A 22,786-nucleotide genomic window follows, 5' to 3' on the forward strand; every position below is an offset into this window, starting at 1 on the left:
AACGGCTTCGCTTCTTTTAGAGAAATTCCTGCAAGAATCTATTTTTCTCAAATTTAAACTTACACTTTATGCATTCATTCTTTGAAATTCTTTCATTGTATTATTTAATTTTGTCGGAAATGGTACATCCACTTCGATCTCTTCTTTCGTAATTGGATGCAAGAAATGAATTTTCATCGCATGTAATGCTTGCCTGGACATATATTTCGTTTGTCCACCGTATAATACATCTCCAACTAATGGATTACCATGATAGCTCATATGAACACGAATTTGATGTGTTCTACCTGTTTCTAATTGTAACGTTACGAACGTAGCATTTTGTTTTTTAAAATACTTCTCTACTTTATAATATGTGATTGCTTGGTCCCCCTTTGGAGAAACACGTCGTCTCGTCGCATGATGGCGATCTCTTCCAATAGCTGCGTCAATTGTTCCTTGCTTACCTTTTACTTTCCCTTCCACAAACGCTGCATATGTTCTTTTAATTTTTCGTTCCATTAATAAACGATCCATAATTGCACCAGCAATTCTATGCTTAGCAAACACGACACCACCTGTCGTATCTTTATCTAACCGATGAATATGACGAATCTTCGTCTCTACACCTTGCATTTGAAAATGAAAAGCAACAAGGTTTGCAAGTGTTCCCGTTCCACCTTTTTCCGCAGGATGCGTATCCATCTTCTCAGGCTTATTTACGATGAGTACGTGATCGTCTTCATATACTACATCTAATTCACCATATTCAGGCTCTACATCGTATTCTTCTTCCATAAACATATGCACTTGTAACTTATCGCCTTCTTTTAAAAGCTCATTCCATCTTCTCTGTTCTCCGTTAACGGTAATACCTTTTTCCATACGAAGCTGATGTAACAACTTTTTCGGTATTTCCCATTCTATTTTTAATAACGAATCAATACTTATGCCATTCCATTTCGCTGGAACAGTAATTTCGCACCATTCGCCCTTCTTCTTCGTTTCCATACTGTATCACCTTATTTCTATTGATTCTCTCATTGTAACGGAAAACACAATTTGATGCACCGTCAAAAATAGAGGACAGTCTTATAGTAGACTGTCCCCCTCACGCTCTACGCCGTTTCATTTCCTGCAATACTTCTTCCGCTTTTTGCTCATACGATAAATCTTTAAAGAAATCCGCCAATCTTTTATAATCATTATACGTATCTAATAAGTCATCAATTTTTTCTACTTTCATCACTTGTTGTTTTTGCTTCATTTTTACTGGATAACGATAGCCCGATACTTCTTGTATTTTGTAATACTCATCCTCTACTTGAATGACCTTTACAAGTTCCTCCTCTTCCGCATCCATCGTATACCCATCAAAATCTCTCAGCAATTCATAAATAATATGAGTCCATTCATCTTTTGGATAAAATCCTTTTTCTAACCGATAACCGACAATGCGATACATATGCCCATCGTTTTCTGCAAACTGTACTGTATCATTTAGCTTAAACTTAAAATAACGAAACATTGCCTTCACCTACTTATATGTAATGTTCTTATCACATACTATTTGCAAAATGTAGGTCTTGCTATTCATAAAAAAATACTCATCTATAAGATGAGTATTTTTTACGATGATTTTTCTCTTTTCTTTCGAAATGGTAACCACCAGTTCCAGTCTCCAAACAATTTCATTAAACTTGGTACAAGCATAAGACGAATAATTGTCGCATCAAGGAATATCGCTAATGCAACGCCAAGCCCCATTTGCCGTACTGGTAAAATATCAGTAAAGGCAAACGCACCAGTTACAACAATCATAATTAACGCAGCTGATGTAATGATTCTACTTGTTGACACAAGTCCTTCTAACGTCGCTTGATCGTTATCTCCTGTTTCTTCATACAGTTCATGGATACGTGAAATAAGAAAGACTTCATAATCCATGCTAAGCCCAAATACGAGACCGAAAATGAAGATTGGTAAGACAAATAGAACAGGACTCGCTTCTAAACCAAAATGCCCACCTTCAAATAACCAAACAACAATTCCTATTGTTGCACTTAAACTAAGTATATTCATAATAATCGCCTTAATCGGAATGAGTATAGATCGGAATGCAAATAATAATATAACAAAGGTAGATCCAAATATAACAGACATACCAATTGCAACTTTATCTTTAATTTCATCTTCTAACTCTTGTTGGAACGTCGTCATCCCACCTAAATAATACGTAACATCTGTTTCTTTATAATTTTGTTTAAAATTACGAACCCACTGTTTAGCAGTTTCAGTACGTGGTTTTGTTTTCAAAAAGATTTCTATCGTCGTCTTATTTCCTTTCGTATATGCTTCAAATATAGGAGCTAGTTTCGCAGCTTCTGGCGACTCTAACATTCCAGCAACTTGATCTGCTTTCATACCAGTTAACCCGTCGTATAAGCTTCTCACTTCATATACTTTCTTATCATCTTTTAACTTTTGAACGACTTCTTCTATCTTTTGTAAACTTTCTTTTTCTTTCATATCTTTTTTCGTCTCTACCACTAACGTAACATCAGCATGTTTTTTTGCCGTTTTATTAAATGCCTCTTCGTACTTCTCATATGCAATTCTTGTATCACTTTGTTTAGGTAGAGCTTCTACGTCAGGGAACTGCAAATTAGCTGTACGTAACGGTAATAAGCAAATAACAATAAATGTTGTAACAACAATAATCATCGCAATTGGATGTTTCATTACAAATTGTGCAAACTTACGCCACGCCTTTGCCGGCGTATGCGCTACTTGATTCTTTTTTAATATTCGTTTCCCAATTAATGACAATAACGCTGGAAGAAGTGTGAGTGAGAATAAAATACTCATAATCACAACAATCATTCCACTAATTGCGACAGACTGAATATAATCGATTTTAAAGAAAAACAAGCCGGATAATCCAACAAATACACATAATCCTGAAAATACGATAGCGCGCCCTGCTGTTTGATATGTAATTGCTATCGCTTCTTTTACCGTTCGCTTTGCAACTTCCTCTCGAAAGCGATTTACAAATAATAGTGCAAAATCAATAGATAGCGCAAGTCCAATCATCGGTGCAACATTTAACACAAAGATAGATAGTTCCTTATCACTACCTATAAAGTATAATATGCCCATCGTACTAATAACACTAAGTGCCCCATTTACAATTGGTAAAATAGATGCTAAAAGGCTACCAAATGAAAATAGTAATACGAGAAATGCAATCGGTAACCCAATCATCTCTGCTACTTTTAAATCATTTTGCGTTCTTTCATTAATCTCTTTATTAATTTTTGGAAACCCTGTAGGCGTTACTTTTAACGCTGCATTACTTTCCTTTTCGATTTTATCAGCAAATTGTAATGTCTTTTCCATTCGTTCCTTATTTGTTTTCCCGGAAAATAAAATTGTCGCATAGCCGATATCATCTTGTAACATTTCTTTATTTTGCACTGGGTGATGGAAAGATTCATATGTCTCTTTCTCTTGTACATTTTTTACAATTCCCTCTACTTGCTTTTGAAATTCCTCATGTGAAGCACCCTTATTTTTTTCAAAAACGAGTAAAAGTGTATCTTGAGACCTCTTAAAATCTTTATCTAAAATTTCTTTCGTTTTTTGATAGTCCCCTTCCGTTTGGAAACCGTCACCACCTAATACTCCTGGTAGCTTTGGAGCAAAAATACCAAGTGCGATCGCAAGCAATAGTAATGCTACAATTACTGTATAACGAAACTGATACAAAAAAGCTCCTAACTTCCCCCACTTATCTACTTTATGTACATTTGTCTTCACACATTTTCACCTACTTTAAATAATTCAATTGTCATTTATACTGTATCACATCTTCGTACAAACAAAAAACGTCTAGAAACACTATAATGATAGTTTTTCTAGACGTTTTTTTATCTCTCTTTATTAAGCCCCAATCTCTCGGTAAGTAAACGATGACAGTAAATCGCTATAATTAACAAAATACCACCTACGCAATAACCAGCTAAAATATCAGTTGGATAATGTACATTTAAAATAACTCTACTTAATCCAATCGATACAATTACGATTCCCATCAAAATCGTTATAACATATTTCCCCGTTACACTCTTCAAATTTGCCGCAATGATATAAGCAAGAAATCCGAATGTCATAATAGATAACATTGCATGCCCACTAGGGAAGCTATATCCAAGCGCATCCAACGCTTCATTTAACGACGGACGCTCTCTTTTCACAATTTCTTTTATCCCTTTATTAACAAGATGTGTTATTAAAATGCCCATTGGATACACGATCATCGCAGCATAATAACGTTTTCTCCAAAAAACAAGTAAACTTATAGCCAGCGTAGTTACAATCCCGATAGCAGAACCTAATTTTGTATAGTGTGAAAAAAATGTAAGCGAACCTTCTGTTTGTAATCCTGTTACTAATGCTCGGACATATGTATCCATCACTGTAACGCCACCCGCATGTACGCGCCAAGCAACAATGCCAAATACAGCAAGTAATAAAACGATACATACTACCTCATATTGATGCAACTTCTTTTTCAAGCGATTTCCTCCTACTATGAAAAAATGCGATTTCTACTTTAGAAACCGCATTTCCTTACTTATTTACCTTTTGTTTTTAACTCTGTCCAGTAACGATCATAGTCTTTTAGCTTATCGTCTACATCAACAAGCCATTCCGTACGATCTAATTCTTCTTTCGTTAAGAAGATCATATGATTATCACGATATTCTTTACTATGAAGAGGATGAGCTTTTTCATTAGGATTACTGTATCCAATTGACTCGTAGTTTTTCACACTTACTTTTTCATCTAATAAGTAGTTCATAAACTTCTCTGCAAGCTCTTTGTTTTTCGCACCTTTTGGAATTGCTAACGTATCAGCCCAAATTGTGCCGCCTTCTTTTGGTACAACGTACTCTACATCTTTATTATCTTTTGCGATAAATGCTGCATCTCCAGACCAAACTGTTCCGATCCAAGCATCTTCTGTAATGAATTTTTGTTTAATATTATCTGTATCAAATGCTAATAAGTTTGGAAGCAGCTTCTTTAAATCATCTGCTGCTGTCTTTAACTGTGTATCGTCTTTCGTGCTGTTTGAGAATCCATGCTTTTTAAGACCCATTCCTAACACTTCACGAGAATCATTTAATAAAGTTACATGCCCTTTATATTTTTCATTCCATAGGTCAGCCCAGCTTGTAGGAGCTTCTTTCACATACTTTTTATTGTATGCAATACCTGTTACACCCCAAGTATATACTAAAGAATATTTATTCTCTGGATCAAACGCCGGTGTTTTGAAGTTAGAAACCATATTTTCGATATTCGGGATATTCTTTTTGTCTAACGGCGCTAATAAATCCATTTTCGCCATTGTTTTAACCATGTAATCAGACGGCTGAATTAAATCATACTTCGCGCCACCTGCTTGTAATTTCGCAAGCATTTCTTCATTACTTGCATACTTATCATAGTTAACTTTCACGTTATATTTCTTTTCAAAATCTCTTAGCACTTGCTCATCAAAATTGTCAGCCCAGCTATAAATATTTAACTCTTCTTTCTTTTCACCACAACCAGCAAGTACACCAGCAACAAGGCTAAAGCTAATTGCTGCGCCGGCTAATCTTTTTATTAATTTCATCGGTTTATTACCTCCTCGTACTTTCTATATCGTTCGTATTATAAAGGAAGGTGTCCTCCAGAGTTTTCTTCACCATCTGCACCTTTGTTACGGAAGATTTCAGATAGAACCATTAATCCTACGATAGCCACAATTAAAATTGTAGAAAGTGCATTAATTTCTGGTGATACTCCGCGCTTAACCATACTGTAAATGTATAATGGCAATGTTGTTGATCCTGGTCCTGATACGAAGAAACTAATTACAAAATCATCAATTGATAATGTGAATGTTAATAATGCGGCTGAAACAACTCCTGGTGCAATTGCCGGGAACGTTACATAACGAAATGTTTGCCACGGCGTTGCTCCTAAATCATTGGCAGCCTCTTCTAAATCACGTCCCATTCCAGAAAGACGTGCTGCTAAAATAACGACAACAAATGAAATACTAAATGTAATGTGCGCAATAATAATTGTTGTTTTGCCAAGCTCCATACCTAATTGACTAAATAAGATAAGTAAAGATAATCCCATTAAAATATCAGGAATTAAAATTGGTAAATACACAAGACCGTTAATAGCCCCTTCATAACGATATTTATAACGATGTAATGCAATCGCGAAAATCACACCAAGAACTGTCGTTACAACCGTCGTTACGATCGCAATCGTCATACTATTTACAAACGCATCAATAACATCTTGCTTTTGAAATAAATCTGTATACCAATGGAATGTAAAACCTTCCCATTCCGCATTAATGCGAGAATCATTGAAGGAATATACCATTAAAACCATCATTGGAAAATACAAGAACAATAAAATTAACCAAGAATAAGAAACTAAAAACTTCTTCATCTTTGCCTATTCCCCTCCGTTTCCATCATATTTATATACTTTCGTTGCACGATAATATAAGTAAATTAACAGAACAGAGAATAGAACAACAATCATAGATAACGCAGATCCAAACGGCCAGTCACGCGCTCCTAAGAATTGATTTTGAATTACGTTTCCGATTAATGCTACTTTCGATCCACCCATAACGTCTGATACAACAAACATTCCGATAGAAGAAACAAACACTAAAATAGAACCAGTAGCAATCCCTGACATCGTCATTGGTACTGTTACATTCCAAAATGCCTTTGCTGGTGTTGCTCCTAAATCATAAGCTGCTTCTAGCTTACGCTTATCAAGCTGCTCAATCGCTGCATACACCGGTAAAATCATAAATGGTAATAAAGAATAGACCATTCCGAGTATTACAGAAGGTGTGTTATATAGTAAATTTAAAGGTTCACTTATAATACCTAGTTTCAATAGCAATGTGTTTACAAGACCTTGTGAACGTAAAATAACAATCCATGCGTATGAACGAACAAGGAAGTTAATCCAAAACGGGATCGTTGCCAATAATAAAAGAATGGAACGGTATTTGCGATCAACAATTGTAATTGTATAAGCAAATGGATAACCAATTACTAAACAGATTACTGTTGTAATAACTGCAATCTTAACAGTTTCCCATAACGTTCCCATGTATAGTGGATCAAACACACGAGCTATATTCTCTAACGTAAATTGCATTTCCACTGTTCCATATGCCCCGCGCTGCATAAAAGCAAATGCCAATACAAACAGAAGGGGAATTAGGAAGAAGATTAACAGCCACGCGACTGTCGGTAGTGCGAGTAATTTCCCTTTTTTCAATTTAAGGTCACCTCGTCCTCTTGCTCCCAGCCTACGTATACATTATCTCCAATGCTCCACTGCGCTGCTTCTTCAGCAGTTTGATATGCCATTAGTAATTCTGATGTTTTCTCGTCACGTACATACAGCTTTTCCATATTTCCAACAAACTCAACGTCTTCAATATGTCCAAGATGGTATTCTTTTAAAATCGGCTCTTCAACCGAACGTACCTTTACGTTTTCAGGGCGAATTGCTACATAGCCTTCCCCGTTTTTCACAATATTATTTTCACCGATAAATGTCGCAACGAACATTGTTTTCGGCTTATTGTAAATTTCTTTCGGCGTTCCAATTTGCTCAATATGTCCTTTATTCATAACGACAATACGATCACTCATGCTCATCGCTTCTTCTTGATCGTGCGTTACGTATATGAATGTAATTCCTAAATTACGTTGTAAGTTTTTTAATTCACGTTGCAAATCTTTTCTTAACTTAAAGTCTAACGCCCCAAGTGGCTCATCTAGTAATAATACACGCGGGTTATTTACAATCGCTCTCGCAATTGCTACACGCTGTTGCTGTCCACCAGAAAGCTTTGCAGGTTTACGATTACGGAACTCAAGTAACTGCGTTAAACGCATTGCCTCTTCAGCACGCTCTTTCTGCTCTGCTGCCGGTACTTTCTGCATTTTCATACCGAAACAAATATTTTTCTCCACATTCATATGTGGGAATAGCGCATAATGTTGGAACACTAAGTTCATATGACGCTTATATGGTGGCAAATCGTTAATCTTTTCATCATCTAATAAAAGATTCCCTTTAGTTGGCGTTTCAAAACCTGCGATCATGCGAAGTAACGTTGTTTTCCCGCAACCACTCGGCCCTAAAATCGTTAAAAATTCCCCTTCTTTAATGTCTAAAGAAAGAGGTGGGATAATCACTTGATTTCCAAAATGTTTTTCTACTGCTTCAACTTTAATAATCTTTTTCATTTTCCCGTCCTATCTACCTTAAATTTTAATTTTTATATTCATGAATAAATATTTATGTTCTATAGACTATTTTTTGTTTCGATCCAAACAAAAATGGTTGTTTAGCAGCGTTCTCTTCTATTCTTTATGTAGTATGTTTGATTCATTTTTGCATGATACATATGTCGAACAGAAAAACCCCTTCCATTGCGAAGGGGCTATTATCATACGGCTACGCCTACTGATAAACACCATCATCATTTTAACAACTTTCGTATGAATTTTAAAGCACTTTTTGTAGAAGAGTAACGAATTTTCATATCGAATGCCGTAGATTGGGCTAAAATGCTTTTATAATGTGAAAAAGTCCGAAAACTTTCTTCCCCATGATAACTACCTAATCCACTACTTCCAACACCACCAAAAGGTAAATATGGCGTTGCAAGATGATAGACAACATCATTAATACAGCCTCCGCCATATGAAATATTACTCGTCACTTTCTTTTGTACTTCTTTATCTTCAGAAAATACATATAACGCTAACGGCTTTGGTTGTTGCTGAATTGTTCCAATTACCTCTTCTATGTTGTCATATTCTACAATTGGTAAAATCGGACCAAAAATTTCATCTTCCATAACAGTACTTTGCCATGTAACATTCGTTAACACTGTTGGTTCTATATGTAAAGTTTCTTTTTTATAGTTCCCGCCGATTACCGTTTTACCATCTTTCAAAAATGCACATAAACGTTCAAAATGACGTTCAGTCACAATTCGTACATAATTGTCATTGTTTAGTGAATCTTTTCCATACTGCTCCGCAATTTCGTGTCGTAATGCCTCGATTAACTGTTCTTTCACCGAAGCATGCACATACATATAATCAGGCGCTACACACGTTTGCCCTGCATTTAAAAACTTCCCCCACACAATTCGTCTTGCTGTTACATCTATTTTTGCATCTTTATGTACAATACATGGGCTTTTTCCCCCAAGTTCTAACGTGAGTGGCGTCAACCGTTTCGCCGCTGCTTCCATCACAACTTTTCCAACACCGACACTACCTGTAAAGAAAATATAATCAAACGGTTCCTTTAACAATTCCGTACTCTTTTCTACACCGCCTTCTACTACCGCTACAAGCTCTTCTTGGAATAATTCCTCTAACATCCTCGTAAGCACTTTGGAAACGTTTGGCGTTAGCTCTGATGGCTTTAAAACAATTGTATTTCCAGCCGCCAACGCTCCTACAAGAGGTGCAATTGCTAATTGAAATGGATAGTTCCATGGTGCAATAATAAGTGTCACACCGTACGGTTCAGGAACTACTTTCCCCTTTGATCCAAAATGAGTGAGTGCTGTTCGAACCCGCTTCGGTTTACTCCACGATGAAATATGCTTCAATTGAAAGGAAATTTCTTTTAATACATATCCAACTTCCGTTGTAAACGACTCATGAACTGACTTATTTAAATCTAATTTCAATGCCTGAAATATTTCTTCTTCAAAACGCTGAATGCCTTCATAAAGCTTCTTCAAATTATTCTTTCTCACTTCTACACTTCTTGTATGGCCATTATAAAAATATGCTTTTTGTTTATTTACAATAGAAGAAACACTCATTCATTCACCTTCTCCCACTATTTTTATCCAATTCTTTCATTATTTATATAGACTTCATATATAATAAATTTCTATTCGTAAAGTTACATTATATATAATTTCTTCTTTTATATAAAATTCATTGCTCACAAAAAAACTACCGAAAGAAAATCTCTCGGTAGTTTTACTGTATTAACGATATAAGCGAACAGCACCTGCAGAATTATCATCAGCTTGTCCTACTACTTCAAACTTTAGGCCAAGGTTCGGTAAAATACGTCCTGCATCTGGAATCTGTTGATTAATATACGTTTTTGAATCATCAAACTTCGACACACCTGCTAAGCCGTTATACGTATACGTTCCACGAGTTGGAGATACAACTTTCCATGCTGGCGTTTTATCGAATGAGAACGCCGCATCAGCGATTTGGAATCGTGTACTACTGTCAATTGTCGGTTTACCATTTAAAGTTCCTACAATTGCTTCTGGATGAGAGTCAACTACACCAAGGAAACCATGTCCTGGATGTAAACCAACCCAGTTATCTGTGTAAGCTGAGTCTGCATACCATACAACCATACCAGAGTTATATTCTGGACCGCGAGCAAATTTCAATGCGCTATCTGATCCAGTATGATTTCTCCACTCTACATAGTAGTTATGTTTTTTCTTCTCAGTTCCGTTAGAAACTGCGAAACCATCTAGTTTAAATTGTGGTGTACCTTCTGCATCATCAGAGAATACTACTTTGCCATCTACTGTTAATGAAGCATTATCAAGTAGGAAACCGTTTAATGCTAAACCACCATCTGTAATGTATTCAAATGTTAATTTTACTTTCTTACCTTTGAATTGGCTTAAATCATATGATTTATCAACCCATTTTCCATTTGTCGAATGTGCATTTCCACTATTTGCTTTCTCACCAAGTTTTTCAATTAGCGTTTTTTGCCCATCTTCTGTTACAGCATGTACTTCAAGGAAATCATACTCTGCTTCAATTTCATATAACGATTTGAAATCAAATTTCGCATTCGTTGCATTCGTTAAATCGAACAATGGTGTTTCTAACGTTGTATGAAGATTGTCACCTTTTGTGCTGTAGTAGTACTGCTTACCAAATGCTGGAGCAATCGTTTTTATATCTTTATCAGGTAAGTTTACACGAATCATACCTGGACGGTTCGTTTTCGTAACACTTTGGTCTAAATATGTTGCTAGACCGATACCTTTATTTAATTTCTCGTAATCTACTTCTACGATATTCGCCCAGTTACCACCAATTGTTTTTTGGAAAAACTCTTTATTTTGTGGTGAGAAACTCGTTGGCGTTGTTCCTGCAATCTTACCAGCCCAGCTTCCGCCACTCATAACAGACCAAGCTTGAATTGGCTCACCATGACCAGTATAGTCTGTATCATACTCATCTGGAAGGCCTAAATCATGACCATATTCATGCGCGAATACACCAACTGCGCCATCTTCTGGCTCAATTGTATAGTCGAATGCCGCTATCTTTCCGCCCCAATATGGAACTTTCGCTTGTGTACCTTCAATTGGGAATGGTTTTGGTCCAACTGTCCAGCGATGTGACCAAATTGCATCGTCACCTAATTTACCACCGCCTGCTTCTTGTCCAACACCTGCATGAATAATCATTAAGTGATCAATTAACCCGTCTGGTTGCTTTTGATTTCCATCACCATTTACATCGTATTGATCGAACTGATCAAACTCAGATAAATCAATACCGCTATCTACAGCTGCTTTTAATGCATCTTTTACTAAATCACGTGGTCCTTTTGGTCCTTTATTATCATGACCTGTAGCAGCATCCGCACCGTAATCAGCAGCTTTACCAGGAACTGTTAACCATTTTGTAACCGTTCCGTCTACTGTGTAACTACCACCAGATTGCTCTTCATAATATTGTTTAAACGTTTCGATTTTGCTTCCATCCTCTAACGCAAATGGCTCATTACCGAATAACATTTTTTCATAATGTTCTTTGTTAAAGTCTTCCGAATACATATAGCCAGGCTCTTTATCGATATTGTTATGTTTAAAGTCAGCGTACTCTACAAGTAAAACGAGTACTTTATCTTTACGAACTTCACCGTTATATTCTTTTCCCTTTGCTGGAGATGTTGGTACTTTACCATTTAGACCACCCTTAACTGGGCCTGTCGCTGCAGGTGTTCCTGTTGCTGGTTTGTCTAACTTTTCTTTCGTATCTGCTTTTGCATCTTTCACTTTCTTTAAAAAGTCAGATGCTTCTTTCGTAAGTGGGTCCCCATTTGTTACTTCTTTCCCAGGATTTTCACCCTTTTTGTTCTCTACGTATTTTTCGACAGCTTTCTTTGTTTCTTTCTCTGAAGCCTTCGAATCAATTACCCCACGTTTTTTTAGCGCATCCGCTAAACGTTCTTCTGGAATTAAATGATCATCAACTGGGCTCGTAGCTGTCTTATTCACAGGCGTTTCAGCATATGCAGATTGAGTACCAGCTCCGAACGAAAGACCTAATACAGCTGTCAAAGCGATTGATGACAAAACTTTGAACGGTTTCTTGTTCATCCCTTATTGCCTCCCCTAATAAATAATATGTATTACAAATTGAATTTTATTAAAAATTCAATATTTTTTCAATATTTAGTCATATTATGTAATGTTTTTAATATATTTGTAAAAATTCCATAGTTAGCATACGAATATATCACAATTCAACAATGTTTTCTGAAAATATTGAAAATACTTGTCAGAAACTTTATAATTTCCATAGAGGGAATTTAATGGGGATTTTATCTTTGTTTTATCTACAAAATATTTGATAATTCACTATATAAAACACAAAATGCGATTGCATTATCATATATTCTGTAGCAGCAGTTATGACCGATAATTAGGGAGGAATTACATTTGTACAAAGATAAGACTGACGCACTGGACCAAGAATGGATTGATTTAATACTTGAAGCTCTAGATGCTGGTATCGCCCTGCAAGATATCGAACATTTTTTCCAACGTATGAAGCCATCCAGTCAGGCTCAATAGGCTTGTTCTTTTTAACGAAGTTTATGTTATAATAATGACATCATAAGACGACTACATATTGATAGAAAGGTGCGCAAATATGATTGGAGAACGTATAAAACGCCTTCGCTTACAAAAAGGTATTTCATTAACTGAACTTGCCGAAAAAGCTGGTGTTGCTAAATCTTACATTAGTTCTATAGAACGAAATTTACAAAAAAACCCTTCCATTCAGTTTCTTGAAAAAATTGCAGCAGTTCTACAAATTCCAGTTGATACTCTACTTCATGATGAAACAGCAAAGGAAAATCACTTAGACTCCGAATGGACACAACTCGTTAAAGATGCGATGAGCTCAGGTGTCTCCAAAGAACAATTTCGTGAATTTCTTGAATTTACAAAATGGAAGCACGATCAAAAATAATAAATAGAAAGAAGTGCTTACAACCAGCACTTCTTTTTTCTTTATAAAAAAAGCGGGGAATCCCCGCTTTTTAATTATTTTTCTTCGCCAGCTTCTTGGTTAGCATTGAATGTCCATTCTAAATTCAATGAATCACCTTGGAAGATATTTTGTTCTTTCCCATTATCTACAAATTCAAATTGTACCCACAGATAATCCTCTGTGCCTGCTTCTAATCCACCCTTTTCTCCCCACTCAGGAGCAAAGATGTCTTTAGCTAAAAGATCTGGATCAGCATTTTGTAAATCTGCTAAAGTTGTTTCATATACAGGCTCACTTTGTTTATCCCAGTTCCAAAGGAATTTCACTTTAACGTGCTTACCAAAGTCTTCACCAGCATTATCGCCTTTTGCATCTTTCACAGTATACTTTGTTGCTAGTTTAACGTCTTTAATTGTTAATGTACCGCTATTCTTTAATAAGAACTCTTTCTTAATAGAATCCCCTGGTTTTAAATCTTTAATATCTACAAGCGTTTTAGGGTCTAATGTAAGATCTAACGTCCCAGCTGCAAATGTATTGTTAGATACTTCTTTATCGCTAAAGTAAGCGAATGTTCCTCCACCAATTAAAGATAACCCCAATGCTGCTGATGCAACTCCCATACCTAATTTCTTTTTCAGACTCACAATCAATTCCCCCTAGCTGTTTTTTATATTTTTATTGCTATCTCTTATTTAAAATAAGAGATGTAACTAAAACTATATTAGCTTAGCTAATATTTGTTCTTTTTTAAAAACCTTATGTTCATTATAACGAACAAACCTATATAAATACAACACATATTTGTTAATATTTTCAGTTATTTTTATTTCTCAATATTATTTTGATTTTTCAGTAAAATATCAAGAAATCAAGAAAAGATTTTGTTGATTTCTTGACCTATCTCCACTAATTAGTATCCCTCATCCATCTAACTACCTCTAGGTGGCTAAATAAGATGAGAAGGATACGAAAAATAGGCGAGTGATAGTGCCCTCCTCACCTATTTGTTTTATGATCCCTATTTGCTCTGGAATGTTACTATATTTTACTTGCTATCTTTATTTTTCTGTTCTTCTTGTTTCTTCTTCTCTTCTAGCTTTTTCGCTTCTTCTTGTTTCTTCTTCTCTTCTAACTTTTTTGTTTCTTCTTGCTTCTTACTCTCCTCTAGCTTTTTCGCTTCTTCTTGTTTCTTACTTTCTTCTAACTTTTTCGCTTCTTCTTGTTTCTTACTCTCTTCTAACTTTTTCGCTTCTTCTTGCTTCTTCTCTTCTAATTTTTTCGCTTCTTCTTGTTTCTTACCCTCTTCTAGTTTTGCTGTTTCATCTACTAGTAACTTCTCAAAATCTTGAATTTGTTTATCAATCACCTGTAACTTTACCTCTTTATCAACATACTCACAATTGTCTTTCACTATATGGAAGCCCGCATTCACATACGAGAATACTTGCTTATTCGATTCGGTTGTATTACTTTTTAACTCTTCTTGCACTTGATTATAAGGACTCTCTATTGATACATATACTTTTTGTAACAATTCTCTTTCCGCAACTATTTTCTCACGCCCTTGCTTCCACGTAGTAAGCACCTGCTCTAACTCTTGAATGGAAGTAAAGGTTAATTTCAATTTCATCCCTTCATACTCACGCAAAATAACTTCCTTATGTTGCTTAGCTTGTTCTGTTAATTGATCAACTGTTTTTGGAAAAATACTTGCTGTAGAAATGGTAGCCGTTACTTTCGTTTCATGAACGAAAGCTGCTTCTGTATAAGTCATCATTTGAGAGCCTAAATAAAAAGTAATAGAACATAAACATGGCAATATAAGCATCTTTTTGAAATTGCTAGGTGGCTTCAGCATTTTAATCTCTCCTATCGAACAACTTGTTCTTTATCAAGAACTATATCTTTATTATAATAAAGTGAATTATAAAATGATATAAGAAATTATGTTTCTTTTTACATTTCACTTTTAGCAGAAAAAGAGACTATCACTTTTGATAGTCTCTTTTTATTGTCCTTATTATTTTGCTTCAGCATCGCCTTGTTGTGCATCAAACGTCCAAGTTAATTGTAGTTTATCACCTTGGAATTCATTTTGATCTTTTTTATTATCAACGAACTCAAATTTCACTTTGAATTTATCAGATTTACCTGCAGAAATACCTTTTTCATCCCAGAACCAAGCAGCTAAATCATTATCTACTGCTGTAAGTGTATCACCCTTCAATTTATCTAATGTAGTTTGTTTCACAATCGTCTCATGCTTATCTACATTTTTTAAGAATGTTACTTTAATATGTTTACCAAAATCATCTTTATTATCTTTCTTCGTATCTTCTACACTATAGTCTGTTTTTAATAGAACTTTTTTAATATCTAATGTACCTTTATTTTCTAATTTAAATTCTTTTTCAACTGTATCACCAGGTTTTAAATTCGATACATTAACAACTGTTGATGGATTTAATGCTAAATCAAGCGTACCAGCCGCAAATGTATTGTTTGATACTTCTTTATCGCTAAAGAATGCAAATGTTCCTCCGCCAACTAATGCTGCTCCTAATACTGCTGATGCAATACCCATCCCTAATTTTTTCTTTAAAGTCATGTCCATATCCCCTTAATCTATATATTTGTCAACTTCCTAAACGGAAAGTATAACCAAAATAACTAGACGGATTGTTCTACTTTTTTCTCTTTCTTTTCTCCGTCAATGCTACGAATAGCGCTAAAAATAGAAATCGCGGAATAGCCTAGCAAAAAGACTCCTGGAATAATAAGAAGCAATGCCGCTCCCGCTTTTGAATTCGCATAATTTAATGCATACCCTGCATAAGGTACTGTTATATCCGCATATTTACCAATAACATTGTCCGCAAGCACCGGTTCTAAGTCTGGTCCGTTGTTGTTATCCCCTTTTGTTTCATACATTACTTTTCCATTTATATCTTTCACACCGATAATACGGTGGGTGATAATTTTTTCATCTTTCTCTTTAAAAGTAATAACATCACCTTTTTGATATTTAGAACCATCTTTCGTCGGCTCTATTGCAATGATTGATCCTGTTAAAAATGTTGGTTCCATTGATCCTGAAAGTACGCTCTTAAATTGATATCCCAGCACTGTTGGATCACCACCACTCGCTTTTGAAGAAATAACTATAAAAGCTAAACAAACCATCAACGCAAATAAAACGAATGAGATAACGTTGCTAATCACCTTCCAAATTAATTTCATCGTCTCTCTCCCTCTCCGTTGTTTTATATTATTTGAAGTATGCAATATTCACTATTGTTCTTTAACAAGAACACAAGTAAATAATATAACGAACAAAACAGAAATGCAATAAGAAAATTTACAATTATTAGTTATTTTTAATATATAAAAAAAGACTGTGACAAAGTCTCTTCACAGCCTTTTAACTAGTAATTTATTTTTCTTCTGATTTCATTCCTGTTGTATTTCGGCGTAGCACTACAAATAAAATAGCTCCAAATAATAGAGCGGCACCTATCCCAATGCTTATTATTTTCACATTTGATTCGTTTACTTCAGGCGTAGCCGTATCTTTTTTAGGCATCGCAAAAGTAACATCTTCTTTGGAAAGAACATTTATCGTCGCAATTGTTTGATTGTTTTTCGTAATATCAACTGCACCAACTACCTCACCACGATGAATTCCTTTATGATACAAAGAATCTTTATCTAATGAAGCTGTACGGAAAATCGTCCTCACGTTTTTCCCTTCATCTTTCTTAAGCATAAGTTCTGCACTTTTTTCAAGTTCGCTATCAATATTTTTATTTAAATACGTTGTCTTTTGGTGCCAACTATGTTTATCTAGTACAGTTTGCTTCACAAATTGACCGAAAGAATAGTCCGCCATCTGCTTCAAATCTTCATAAATTTCAGGTCTTTGAGAAGCCATCACTACATTTATAATACGATTTCCATCCTTCTCATTTAATAAAACGAGCGTATTGCGCGCTTCATTTGTAAAACCCGTCTTCCCGCCAATGCTATATGGGTTTTCAAAATAAGTAGACTTGTTAAAAATAGAAACCGTCTGTCTAGATGTCGTAACTGTCGTTCTTTTCGTATTCATTGCTTGCAAAATTTCAGGATACTTTTGTACGCCTCTCGTAATCATAGCCATATCAAATGGCGTTGTATAATGGTTCGGATCATGCAATCCATTTGGCGTTACAAAGTGACTATCTGTAGCACCTAATTGCTTCGCTTTCTCATTCATCAGATGAGCGAAATTCTCAACACTTCCCCCAATACGCTCCGCAATCGCATGCGACACATCATTTGCACTCAGTACCATTAAAATCATAAGCGCAGTATTTCTATTAATCGTCTCACCAGGTTGAAATTCAATTTGATAATTACTCTTCTCTTGATCTAATGCTAATTGTGAAAACGTAAATTGATCCTCTGGCTTCGTATGCTCCATAAGTAAAATCGCCGTTAATACTTTCGTCATACTAGCGGGAAATGCACGATGATGTGCGTTTTTATCATACAAAACATCTCCAGTTTTCGCATCAATCGTAGTTGCAAACTGACTAAAAACATTTGGCCCTTCCTTAGGTGGTGGTGCCACTTGCTCCGGATTCACTCCAATATTCGTCTCAGCACGTAACGTCATAGGTGTCAAAAAAAATAAACAAATAACGGTAATAAAAGCCAAAATTTTCTTAAAATTTACCATATGACTCTCCCTTTTCCTATACTCTCACAGTCTAAAAACTGAATTTACCAATCCATACGTAATTTGTATTAAATTGGAAGAATATTCACTGTTTTTTACTATATCATACTTTTACGATAAAGAACATAAATATACAATAAAAAATAAGAAAGAATTATTCTTTCTTATCCTTCTCATCAATTAATGAATCTATTAAATTTTGACTAGCTTCCTCAGGTGTAATCTCATCTGTCATCCCCATAAATGACCAACCTTTAGAATCGACCCACTCAACAAACTCTTGTAAAAACTCATCATGTGTAACATCCACATCAAGAATTGATCCATTAATCGAAATCGTTCTATTTCTAGATACACGCATCTTGAACGTTTTCCTTACCATTACAATAATTCTCCCTCTACTCTTGAATATTTATAAAGTGAAACTTTAATCCGTGGGGGTTTTCTTCATCTCCCACGGATTATTAGTTGAACCAATCGGGCTTTTACGGGCAGTTAATCTCCCACCTAACTTCTTCGCTTTCGCTGAATTTTGAGCAGGGATCTTACTGCCCGTTAATGCGGGGTAAAATAATCTTGTATCTCTGTTATACATGATTTTAAGTAAATTGTAAAAAGGATATATTGGCCAGTTTGCATATTGAATCCAAAAACCTATCATCCTGCAAAAATATCAAACGATATGTAAATGATCATAAATGACTAAATAAATTCACATAAAAATAAAACAACTTACATTTTATCACACCAAATACAAATGACTTTCGTACAATAGAATGGAATATAATGGTAGAAAACTTAACATGAGGAGGAACTCTATGGCGCGTTGTACGTATTGTAAAACGAAGTGGACAATAAAAGATGTATGGTCAATACTCGTGACATTTGAAAAAGATTGTCCGTATTGTTTCGGAAGGCAGTATCTATCAAAGAAAACATTGAACGCTATGCCAGAACTTATTAGCTTACCTTTACACTTCTTATTCCCTTTTCTTGTTGATTTAAGTGATGAAGGTCCTTTAGATTGGTATCGAAAAAAATAATATAACCACTTTATTCGAATCGACTTTTCATTACATTCTCTACTTATATATTCCTTAATACACGACTAGCACCATTCCAACTACTTTCCCTTCAAAAGTTTAATATAAAAATATTGTAAAATTTCAGTCAATTATATATAATTACTTTAGCATAAAGATTAAAGTTGCTGGTACATACGCATTTTTGAAGATCCCGTAGCTCAGCAGGGAGAGCGCCACCTTGACAGGGTGGAGGTCGTGAGTTCGAGCCTCTCCGGGGTCATAAAACCTAATAGTATCAGGGCTTGAGAGGATATTCTCAAAAGCTAAAACTGTGGGGGTCTCCATCAGACACCACAAGTTAACAGAGGACTACTTCTAGTCAGCAAATCAGCTGGCTCAGGGGTAGTCCTCTTTTTTGTTTCTATAAAACCGAGAAAGGACTGACAAGAAAATGCTACTTAAGTTTGTATAGTAATTAAAATTATAGTTTTTACACTCTTTGAAATCAGTGAGATAACTCTTAAGACTACTGTTTATTTAACTCAGATTCCCAGTTTCACCTACAGTAATCCCCCTCAGATATCCTAATTTAACGATACTCTACTTAGTAATTCTATACAAAAAATAAAGCAAGGATTTCTCCCTGCTTCTGTTAGCTTCTTTTATTGAGAAGATTAACCACCAATATTCTTATCTGCCATTCTATACAGTTTATATCTATTTTGCCCTCTTCTTTTTTCGATTTCTAAATATTACCTCTAACACTACTACTGCGATGAATCCTACAGTTAGTTGTAAACCTGTAAACAGAAGTTTAACATTTAGAGGAATGTCAGGTGCACTCCACATTAACGCTGGAGGAATAAGGATACCAATAATTACAATAATTCTCATTACCTTCCCCATTTTTTTCTCCTATCATATCTTTAAGATTTACGTTTCTTTTTACAATTCTACTAATTTCTCACGTAGAGCCAATTCACTCTCAGTCATATACCCTCTCATTTCTTCCACAATCTTATCGTGATTAAAGCATAATACTTTTTCCTCACCCAAATAGCCAACTGGATAAGGAACACCTATATAATTGAACTCACGATTATCCGCTGAAATAACCATTCTTCCAATAATCATCACAAATTGTTCTATATCTTCTAGCTTCACAACTGTTCCAATCGGTAAAAGTTTCATTTATTTATTCCCCCTTTTTTTATTGACTTTTTCCATAAGATTTATAACAAATGAGTTCCACACTAGAGAAAATCCAGTAAATATAAGAACAGCCAGCGAAATAACAATTTTATCTTTCCACGTTTCTCCATTTATCATAGCTAGTATAATTAATAGTACCGCTGCAATACATATTACTACTTGTGTGACTCTACGCATTTTAACCCCATCCTCACTCTTCCTTCTTAAATTTAAATGAGAATCCTCCACCATAACCATTAGGTGCTGTTGCGGAAAATCCTGATTCTTCACCTGCACGGATTTTATAACCATATCCACCCAGTATGATTTCACCTTTAACATCTATATCATAGTCACCTAATACAGGGATATAATCAGGGATCTTAATCTTCGTAATTTCCGCTTCGTATACTTGTAAAGCTATCATGCTTTCACTTTTAAAAGAAAATCCCTCAATCCCCTGTACATAAGAAGCTACTCCTTGTTTGCTAGTAAGAGTTAATTCCTCCCCAAAACCTTTAGAAGAATTATATTTATAGGCTATCGTCTCTTCTGCAACAGCGCCTTCTATTTTTAGTAGTTTTTTTACTCGTTTCGATTTTCTTCGTTACTTCTCCGAGCCTTTGCCCGACTTCTTCTGCTTTGACAGGTTCATTCGTAACATAGTATTCTTGATCCTTCCATACTAACATCGGTGGCACTTGTTCTCGTTTGTTACATATTATATAAGTAATACTAGCTATAAGTAGTAGGCATGTTAATAAAAAGAAGATAGTTTTTTTATTCATATACTATGCTCCCTACCTATCATTTTATTAAATTATATAATACCCATTATATGTAGTAAATGGATATAGTGGGAATTTTCGGATTTTATATCAAAAAGAAAAACCTTACTCAAGTAAGGTTCATTCTATAGTGACTGATTTATTAAAACGATCATTACGATAATCGCTATAAACATAACAACTAAACAGCCGATCATTTTATAAAAGCCTCGTTTCGTTAACGTCCCACCTTGAACGTCTTTCCGAATAAATAAGAATACGGCTAAAAATAATACAATCCCAATGCCAAAAGCATACATCATTTGCATATATTAATCTTCCTTTCTCTCTTCCATCTTAATATCTTTTCGATAAAACAACAAATGAGATAAAAACTGTACTCATCGTAAGTGCCATTAGTATGTTTAATAGTTCAACCGCAGATAGTGTAATTACGTGTAGATTTAAACCGAAAGAGAAAAGAAGGTAATATGCCGTTAGCGCAAAAAAGCTGAAGAACATTCCTTTATAACGAATGAGTTTCATTCGCTCATCTTTTTCTTTAAATTGCGGATGTAAGTAACTTAAGCAGAAACACATAATCATCATCGCAAGTACTGTATACGTTGGAGCCGGTGGTGCGGAATGCGTCATTATGCCCGCTAATATCATGGTTCCACTCATAATACAGAAAATAATTCCCATAATTAAAAAGTACTTTTGTGAATAATTCATCCCTATTCCCCCTCTTCTTTTCCTTCATAAATAAATACATGTTCTATCGTTGTCTGAAATGTTTTTGCTATTTCAAATGCTAACGGAAGTGATGGATCGTATTTTCCCTTTTCAATTGAAATGATGGTTTGTCTGGAAACTCCAAGTTTCTCAGCCAATTTTTCTTGAGATAGTCCAAATTTTTTTCGGTATTCGACCATTTTATTTTCCAAGGAAATTTCTCCCTCCTCCCTTATCTCGAGTATATATGTAAAGTAAGCTTTACGTCAAGTTTCCTTTACATGCATTTCAGTTTGTTTCACTCTATTTATATAGAAGAAACTTTTTCATTTTCAGCACGTCTATTTTAAAATGAAATATGGAACACTGTAATGAACCTTTACTATATCTCCTCCTCTCTATTTTTAAAATTTAATATCTCCCTATTTGTTTTATCCTTTTAAAATATTTCATTCATCTCTTTATTCCACGAAATGCGTTATTGGTTTTACGGTGTTTTTCGTCATATTTATAGAAACTAACTGTTTATGAAGCATTTTTTATGTTTAGCAACTTTTTTTGTAGAAATCCTTCACTTTCCTTTCAATATTTAACACTATCTAAATAAAGTTTACGATAAATTCATAATTTTTTATTTTTTATACTATATTCCGTTATATTGTTGTATAATATCAATGAAAGCGCTTATTATTTCAATATACATAATTCGAACTCGTTTTTATCGAAACATTCCAATTATTATACTTATATTTACATGCAACAATTTTAGTTATTCGTGTAGGTATACCAAATATATCCACCCCATTTTTCTGTAAAATTACTTTATAACATGAAAGATTAACTTGGGTGATAAGTTATTGTGAATGTTTTTTTACAAAACAGATAAGTAATAGTGTTTGGTATTATGTAAATTATTGTAATAACATAAGAGTAAAGAAA

At 34.8% G+C, this 22,786-nt stretch carries 26 protein-coding genes, 1 tRNA gene and 1 pseudogene; 4 read left to right on the plus strand and 24 right to left on the minus strand.

Translation table 11 applies throughout. From position 1 onward, the window contains the following. Positions 1 to 66 precede the first annotated feature (66 nt). The 10 genes from DN393_RS04630 to inhA1 all read right to left on the minus strand — a co-directional run bounded on the left by DN393_RS04630 (position 67) and on the right by inhA1 (position 12,505). Positions 67 to 990 (minus strand): RluA family pseudouridine synthase, encoded by a 924-nt coding sequence (locus tag DN393_RS04630; RefSeq protein ID WP_149173336.1) that lies wholly within the window; start codon positions 988 to 990, stop codon positions 67 to 69. Positions 991 to 1,090: 100 nt separating this feature from the next. After that, positions 1,091 to 1,507, minus strand: coding sequence for a hypothetical protein (locus DN393_RS04635; protein WP_000490295.1), 417 nt, complete (start codon positions 1,505 to 1,507; stop codon positions 1,091 to 1,093). A 101-nt stretch (positions 1,508 to 1,608) separates the two neighbouring features. Continuing rightward, on the minus strand, positions 1,609 to 3,801 hold the full coding sequence (locus tag DN393_RS04640; protein ID WP_098102698.1) for an MMPL family transporter: 2,193 nt from the start codon (positions 3,799 to 3,801) through the stop codon (positions 1,609 to 1,611). A gap of 110 nt (positions 3,802 to 3,911) precedes the next feature. Continuing rightward, positions 3,912 to 4,559, minus strand: a complete 648-nt coding sequence (locus DN393_RS04645) for a phosphatase PAP2 family protein (protein ID WP_064476749.1) — start codon at positions 4,557 to 4,559, stop codon at positions 3,912 to 3,914. A 59-nt stretch (positions 4,560 to 4,618) separates the two neighbouring features. Further along, the gene (potD, locus tag DN393_RS04650; RefSeq protein WP_064476750.1) at positions 4,619 to 5,668 is read right to left on the minus strand and encodes a spermidine/putrescine ABC transporter substrate-binding protein PotD; all 1,050 of its coding nucleotides are present in this window, start codon (positions 5,666 to 5,668) and stop codon (positions 4,619 to 4,621) included. Between the two features lie 38 nt (positions 5,669 to 5,706). After that, positions 5,707 to 6,507 (minus strand): spermidine/putrescine ABC transporter permease PotC, encoded by an 801-nt coding sequence (gene potC / locus DN393_RS04655; protein WP_064476751.1) that lies wholly within the window; start codon positions 6,505 to 6,507, stop codon positions 5,707 to 5,709. A gap of 6 nt (positions 6,508 to 6,513) precedes the next feature. Then, the gene (gene potB, locus DN393_RS04660; RefSeq protein ID WP_000715495.1) at positions 6,514 to 7,362 is read right to left on the minus strand and encodes a spermidine/putrescine ABC transporter permease PotB; all 849 of its coding nucleotides are present in this window, start codon (positions 7,360 to 7,362) and stop codon (positions 6,514 to 6,516) included. Further along, entirely contained in the window at positions 7,359 to 8,342 is a 984-nt protein-coding gene (gene potA, locus DN393_RS04665; RefSeq protein WP_000720323.1) for a spermidine/putrescine ABC transporter ATP-binding protein PotA, read from the minus strand. Before potA ends, potB begins: the two co-directional genes overlap by 4 nt. Positions 8,343 to 8,578: 236 nt before the next feature. Beyond that, positions 8,579 to 9,946, minus strand: a complete 1,368-nt coding sequence (locus tag DN393_RS04670) for an aldehyde dehydrogenase (RefSeq protein WP_064476752.1) — start codon at positions 9,944 to 9,946, stop codon at positions 8,579 to 8,581. A 171-nt stretch (positions 9,947 to 10,117) separates the two neighbouring features. After that, on the minus strand, positions 10,118 to 12,505 hold the full coding sequence (gene inhA1, locus DN393_RS04675) for a M6 family metalloprotease immune inhibitor InhA1 (RefSeq protein ID WP_064476753.1): 2,388 nt from the start codon (positions 12,503 to 12,505) through the stop codon (positions 10,118 to 10,120). Between the two features lie 342 nt (positions 12,506 to 12,847). Between inhA1 and DN393_RS04680 the strand changes: the two genes are divergently transcribed. Further along, positions 12,848 to 12,982 carry an anti-repressor SinI family protein gene (locus DN393_RS04680; protein WP_000276217.1) on the plus strand — a complete coding sequence of 45 codons (135 nt, stop codon included), beginning with the start codon at positions 12,848 to 12,850 and terminating at the stop codon, positions 12,980 to 12,982. A 79-nt stretch (positions 12,983 to 13,061) separates the two neighbouring features. Then, positions 13,062 to 13,385, plus strand: coding sequence for a helix-turn-helix domain-containing protein (locus tag DN393_RS04685; RefSeq protein WP_000578867.1), 324 nt, complete (start codon positions 13,062 to 13,064; stop codon positions 13,383 to 13,385). Between the two features lie 74 nt (positions 13,386 to 13,459). On the opposite strand, the gene calY is transcribed toward DN393_RS04685, so the two are convergent. The 6 genes from calY to DN393_RS04715 all read right to left on the minus strand — a co-directional run bounded on the left by calY (position 13,460) and on the right by DN393_RS04715 (position 18,511). Next, on the minus strand, positions 13,460 to 14,053 hold the full coding sequence (gene calY / locus DN393_RS04690; protein WP_064476754.1) for a biofilm matrix protein CalY: 594 nt from the start codon (positions 14,051 to 14,053) through the stop codon (positions 13,460 to 13,462). 401 nt (positions 14,054 to 14,454) lie between these two features. After that, positions 14,455 to 15,267 carry a DUF4047 domain-containing protein gene (locus tag DN393_RS04695; RefSeq protein ID WP_064476755.1) on the minus strand — a complete coding sequence of 271 codons (813 nt, stop codon included), beginning with the start codon at positions 15,265 to 15,267 and terminating at the stop codon, positions 14,455 to 14,457. Positions 15,268 to 15,429: 162 nt separating this feature from the next. Beyond that, positions 15,430 to 16,017 (minus strand): CalY family protein, encoded by a 588-nt coding sequence (locus DN393_RS04700; RefSeq protein ID WP_064476756.1) that lies wholly within the window; start codon positions 16,015 to 16,017, stop codon positions 15,430 to 15,432. 62 nt (positions 16,018 to 16,079) lie between these two features. Beyond that, positions 16,080 to 16,649: a signal peptidase I SipW gene (gene sipW, locus DN393_RS04705; protein WP_064476757.1), complete on the minus strand. Its 570-nt coding sequence runs from the start codon at positions 16,647 to 16,649 to the stop codon at positions 16,080 to 16,082. Positions 16,650 to 16,842: 193 nt separating this feature from the next. Continuing rightward, positions 16,843 to 18,129, minus strand: coding sequence for a D-alanyl-D-alanine carboxypeptidase family protein (locus DN393_RS04710; RefSeq protein WP_088048348.1), 1,287 nt, complete (start codon positions 18,127 to 18,129; stop codon positions 16,843 to 16,845). Between the two features lie 154 nt (positions 18,130 to 18,283). Beyond that, positions 18,284 to 18,511, minus strand: a complete 228-nt coding sequence (locus DN393_RS04715) for a hypothetical protein (protein ID WP_000251865.1) — start codon at positions 18,509 to 18,511, stop codon at positions 18,284 to 18,286. A 436-nt stretch (positions 18,512 to 18,947) separates the two neighbouring features. On the opposite strand from DN393_RS04715, the gene DN393_RS04725 reads away from it, so the two are divergent. Continuing rightward, a complete protein-coding gene (locus DN393_RS04725) occupies positions 18,948 to 19,172 on the plus strand; it encodes a hypothetical protein (protein ID WP_063260295.1) in 225 nt (74 codons plus the stop codon). A 189-nt stretch (positions 19,173 to 19,361) separates the two neighbouring features. Next, positions 19,362 to 19,434: transfer RNA gene (locus tag DN393_RS04730), tRNA-Val, on the plus strand. A gap of 437 nt (positions 19,435 to 19,871) precedes the next feature. Here DN393_RS04730 and DN393_RS04735 read toward each other — a convergent pair. The 8 genes and pseudogenes from DN393_RS04735 to DN393_RS04770 form a co-directional block, all read right to left on the minus strand. After that, the gene (locus DN393_RS04735; RefSeq protein WP_064476759.1) at positions 19,872 to 20,060 is read right to left on the minus strand and encodes a hypothetical protein; all 189 of its coding nucleotides are present in this window, start codon (positions 20,058 to 20,060) and stop codon (positions 19,872 to 19,874) included. 39 nt (positions 20,061 to 20,099) lie between these two features. Beyond that, positions 20,100 to 20,345 carry a DUF4176 domain-containing protein gene (locus tag DN393_RS04740; RefSeq protein ID WP_064476760.1) on the minus strand — a complete coding sequence of 82 codons (246 nt, stop codon included), beginning with the start codon at positions 20,343 to 20,345 and terminating at the stop codon, positions 20,100 to 20,102. Beyond that, positions 20,346 to 20,543, minus strand: a complete 198-nt coding sequence (locus tag DN393_RS04745; RefSeq protein WP_064476761.1) for a hypothetical protein — start codon at positions 20,541 to 20,543, stop codon at positions 20,346 to 20,348. Between the two features lie 13 nt (positions 20,544 to 20,556). Further along, positions 20,557 to 20,772: a hypothetical protein gene (locus DN393_RS04750; RefSeq protein ID WP_064476762.1), complete on the minus strand. Its 216-nt coding sequence runs from the start codon at positions 20,770 to 20,772 to the stop codon at positions 20,557 to 20,559. A 142-nt stretch (positions 20,773 to 20,914) separates the two neighbouring features. After that, positions 20,915 to 21,133: pseudogene (locus tag DN393_RS04755) on the minus strand (hypothetical protein); the annotation flags it as partial. Between the two features lie 125 nt (positions 21,134 to 21,258). Continuing rightward, positions 21,259 to 21,441: a DUF3976 domain-containing protein gene (locus DN393_RS04760; RefSeq protein WP_064476764.1), complete on the minus strand. Its 183-nt coding sequence runs from the start codon at positions 21,439 to 21,441 to the stop codon at positions 21,259 to 21,261. Positions 21,442 to 21,469: 28 nt separating this feature from the next. After that, positions 21,470 to 21,847: a permease gene (locus DN393_RS04765; protein ID WP_088048347.1), complete on the minus strand. Its 378-nt coding sequence runs from the start codon at positions 21,845 to 21,847 to the stop codon at positions 21,470 to 21,472. A 2-nt stretch (positions 21,848 to 21,849) separates the two neighbouring features. Then, positions 21,850 to 22,059: a helix-turn-helix transcriptional regulator gene (locus DN393_RS04770; RefSeq protein ID WP_000428506.1), complete on the minus strand. Its 210-nt coding sequence runs from the start codon at positions 22,057 to 22,059 to the stop codon at positions 21,850 to 21,852. Positions 22,060 to 22,786: the final 727 nt, after the last annotated feature.

It is taken from the genome of Bacillus sp. BPN334, from assembly GCF_008368885.1.
Taxonomy (GTDB): Bacteria; Bacillota; Bacilli; order Bacillales; family Bacillaceae_G; genus Bacillus_A; species Bacillus_A wiedmannii.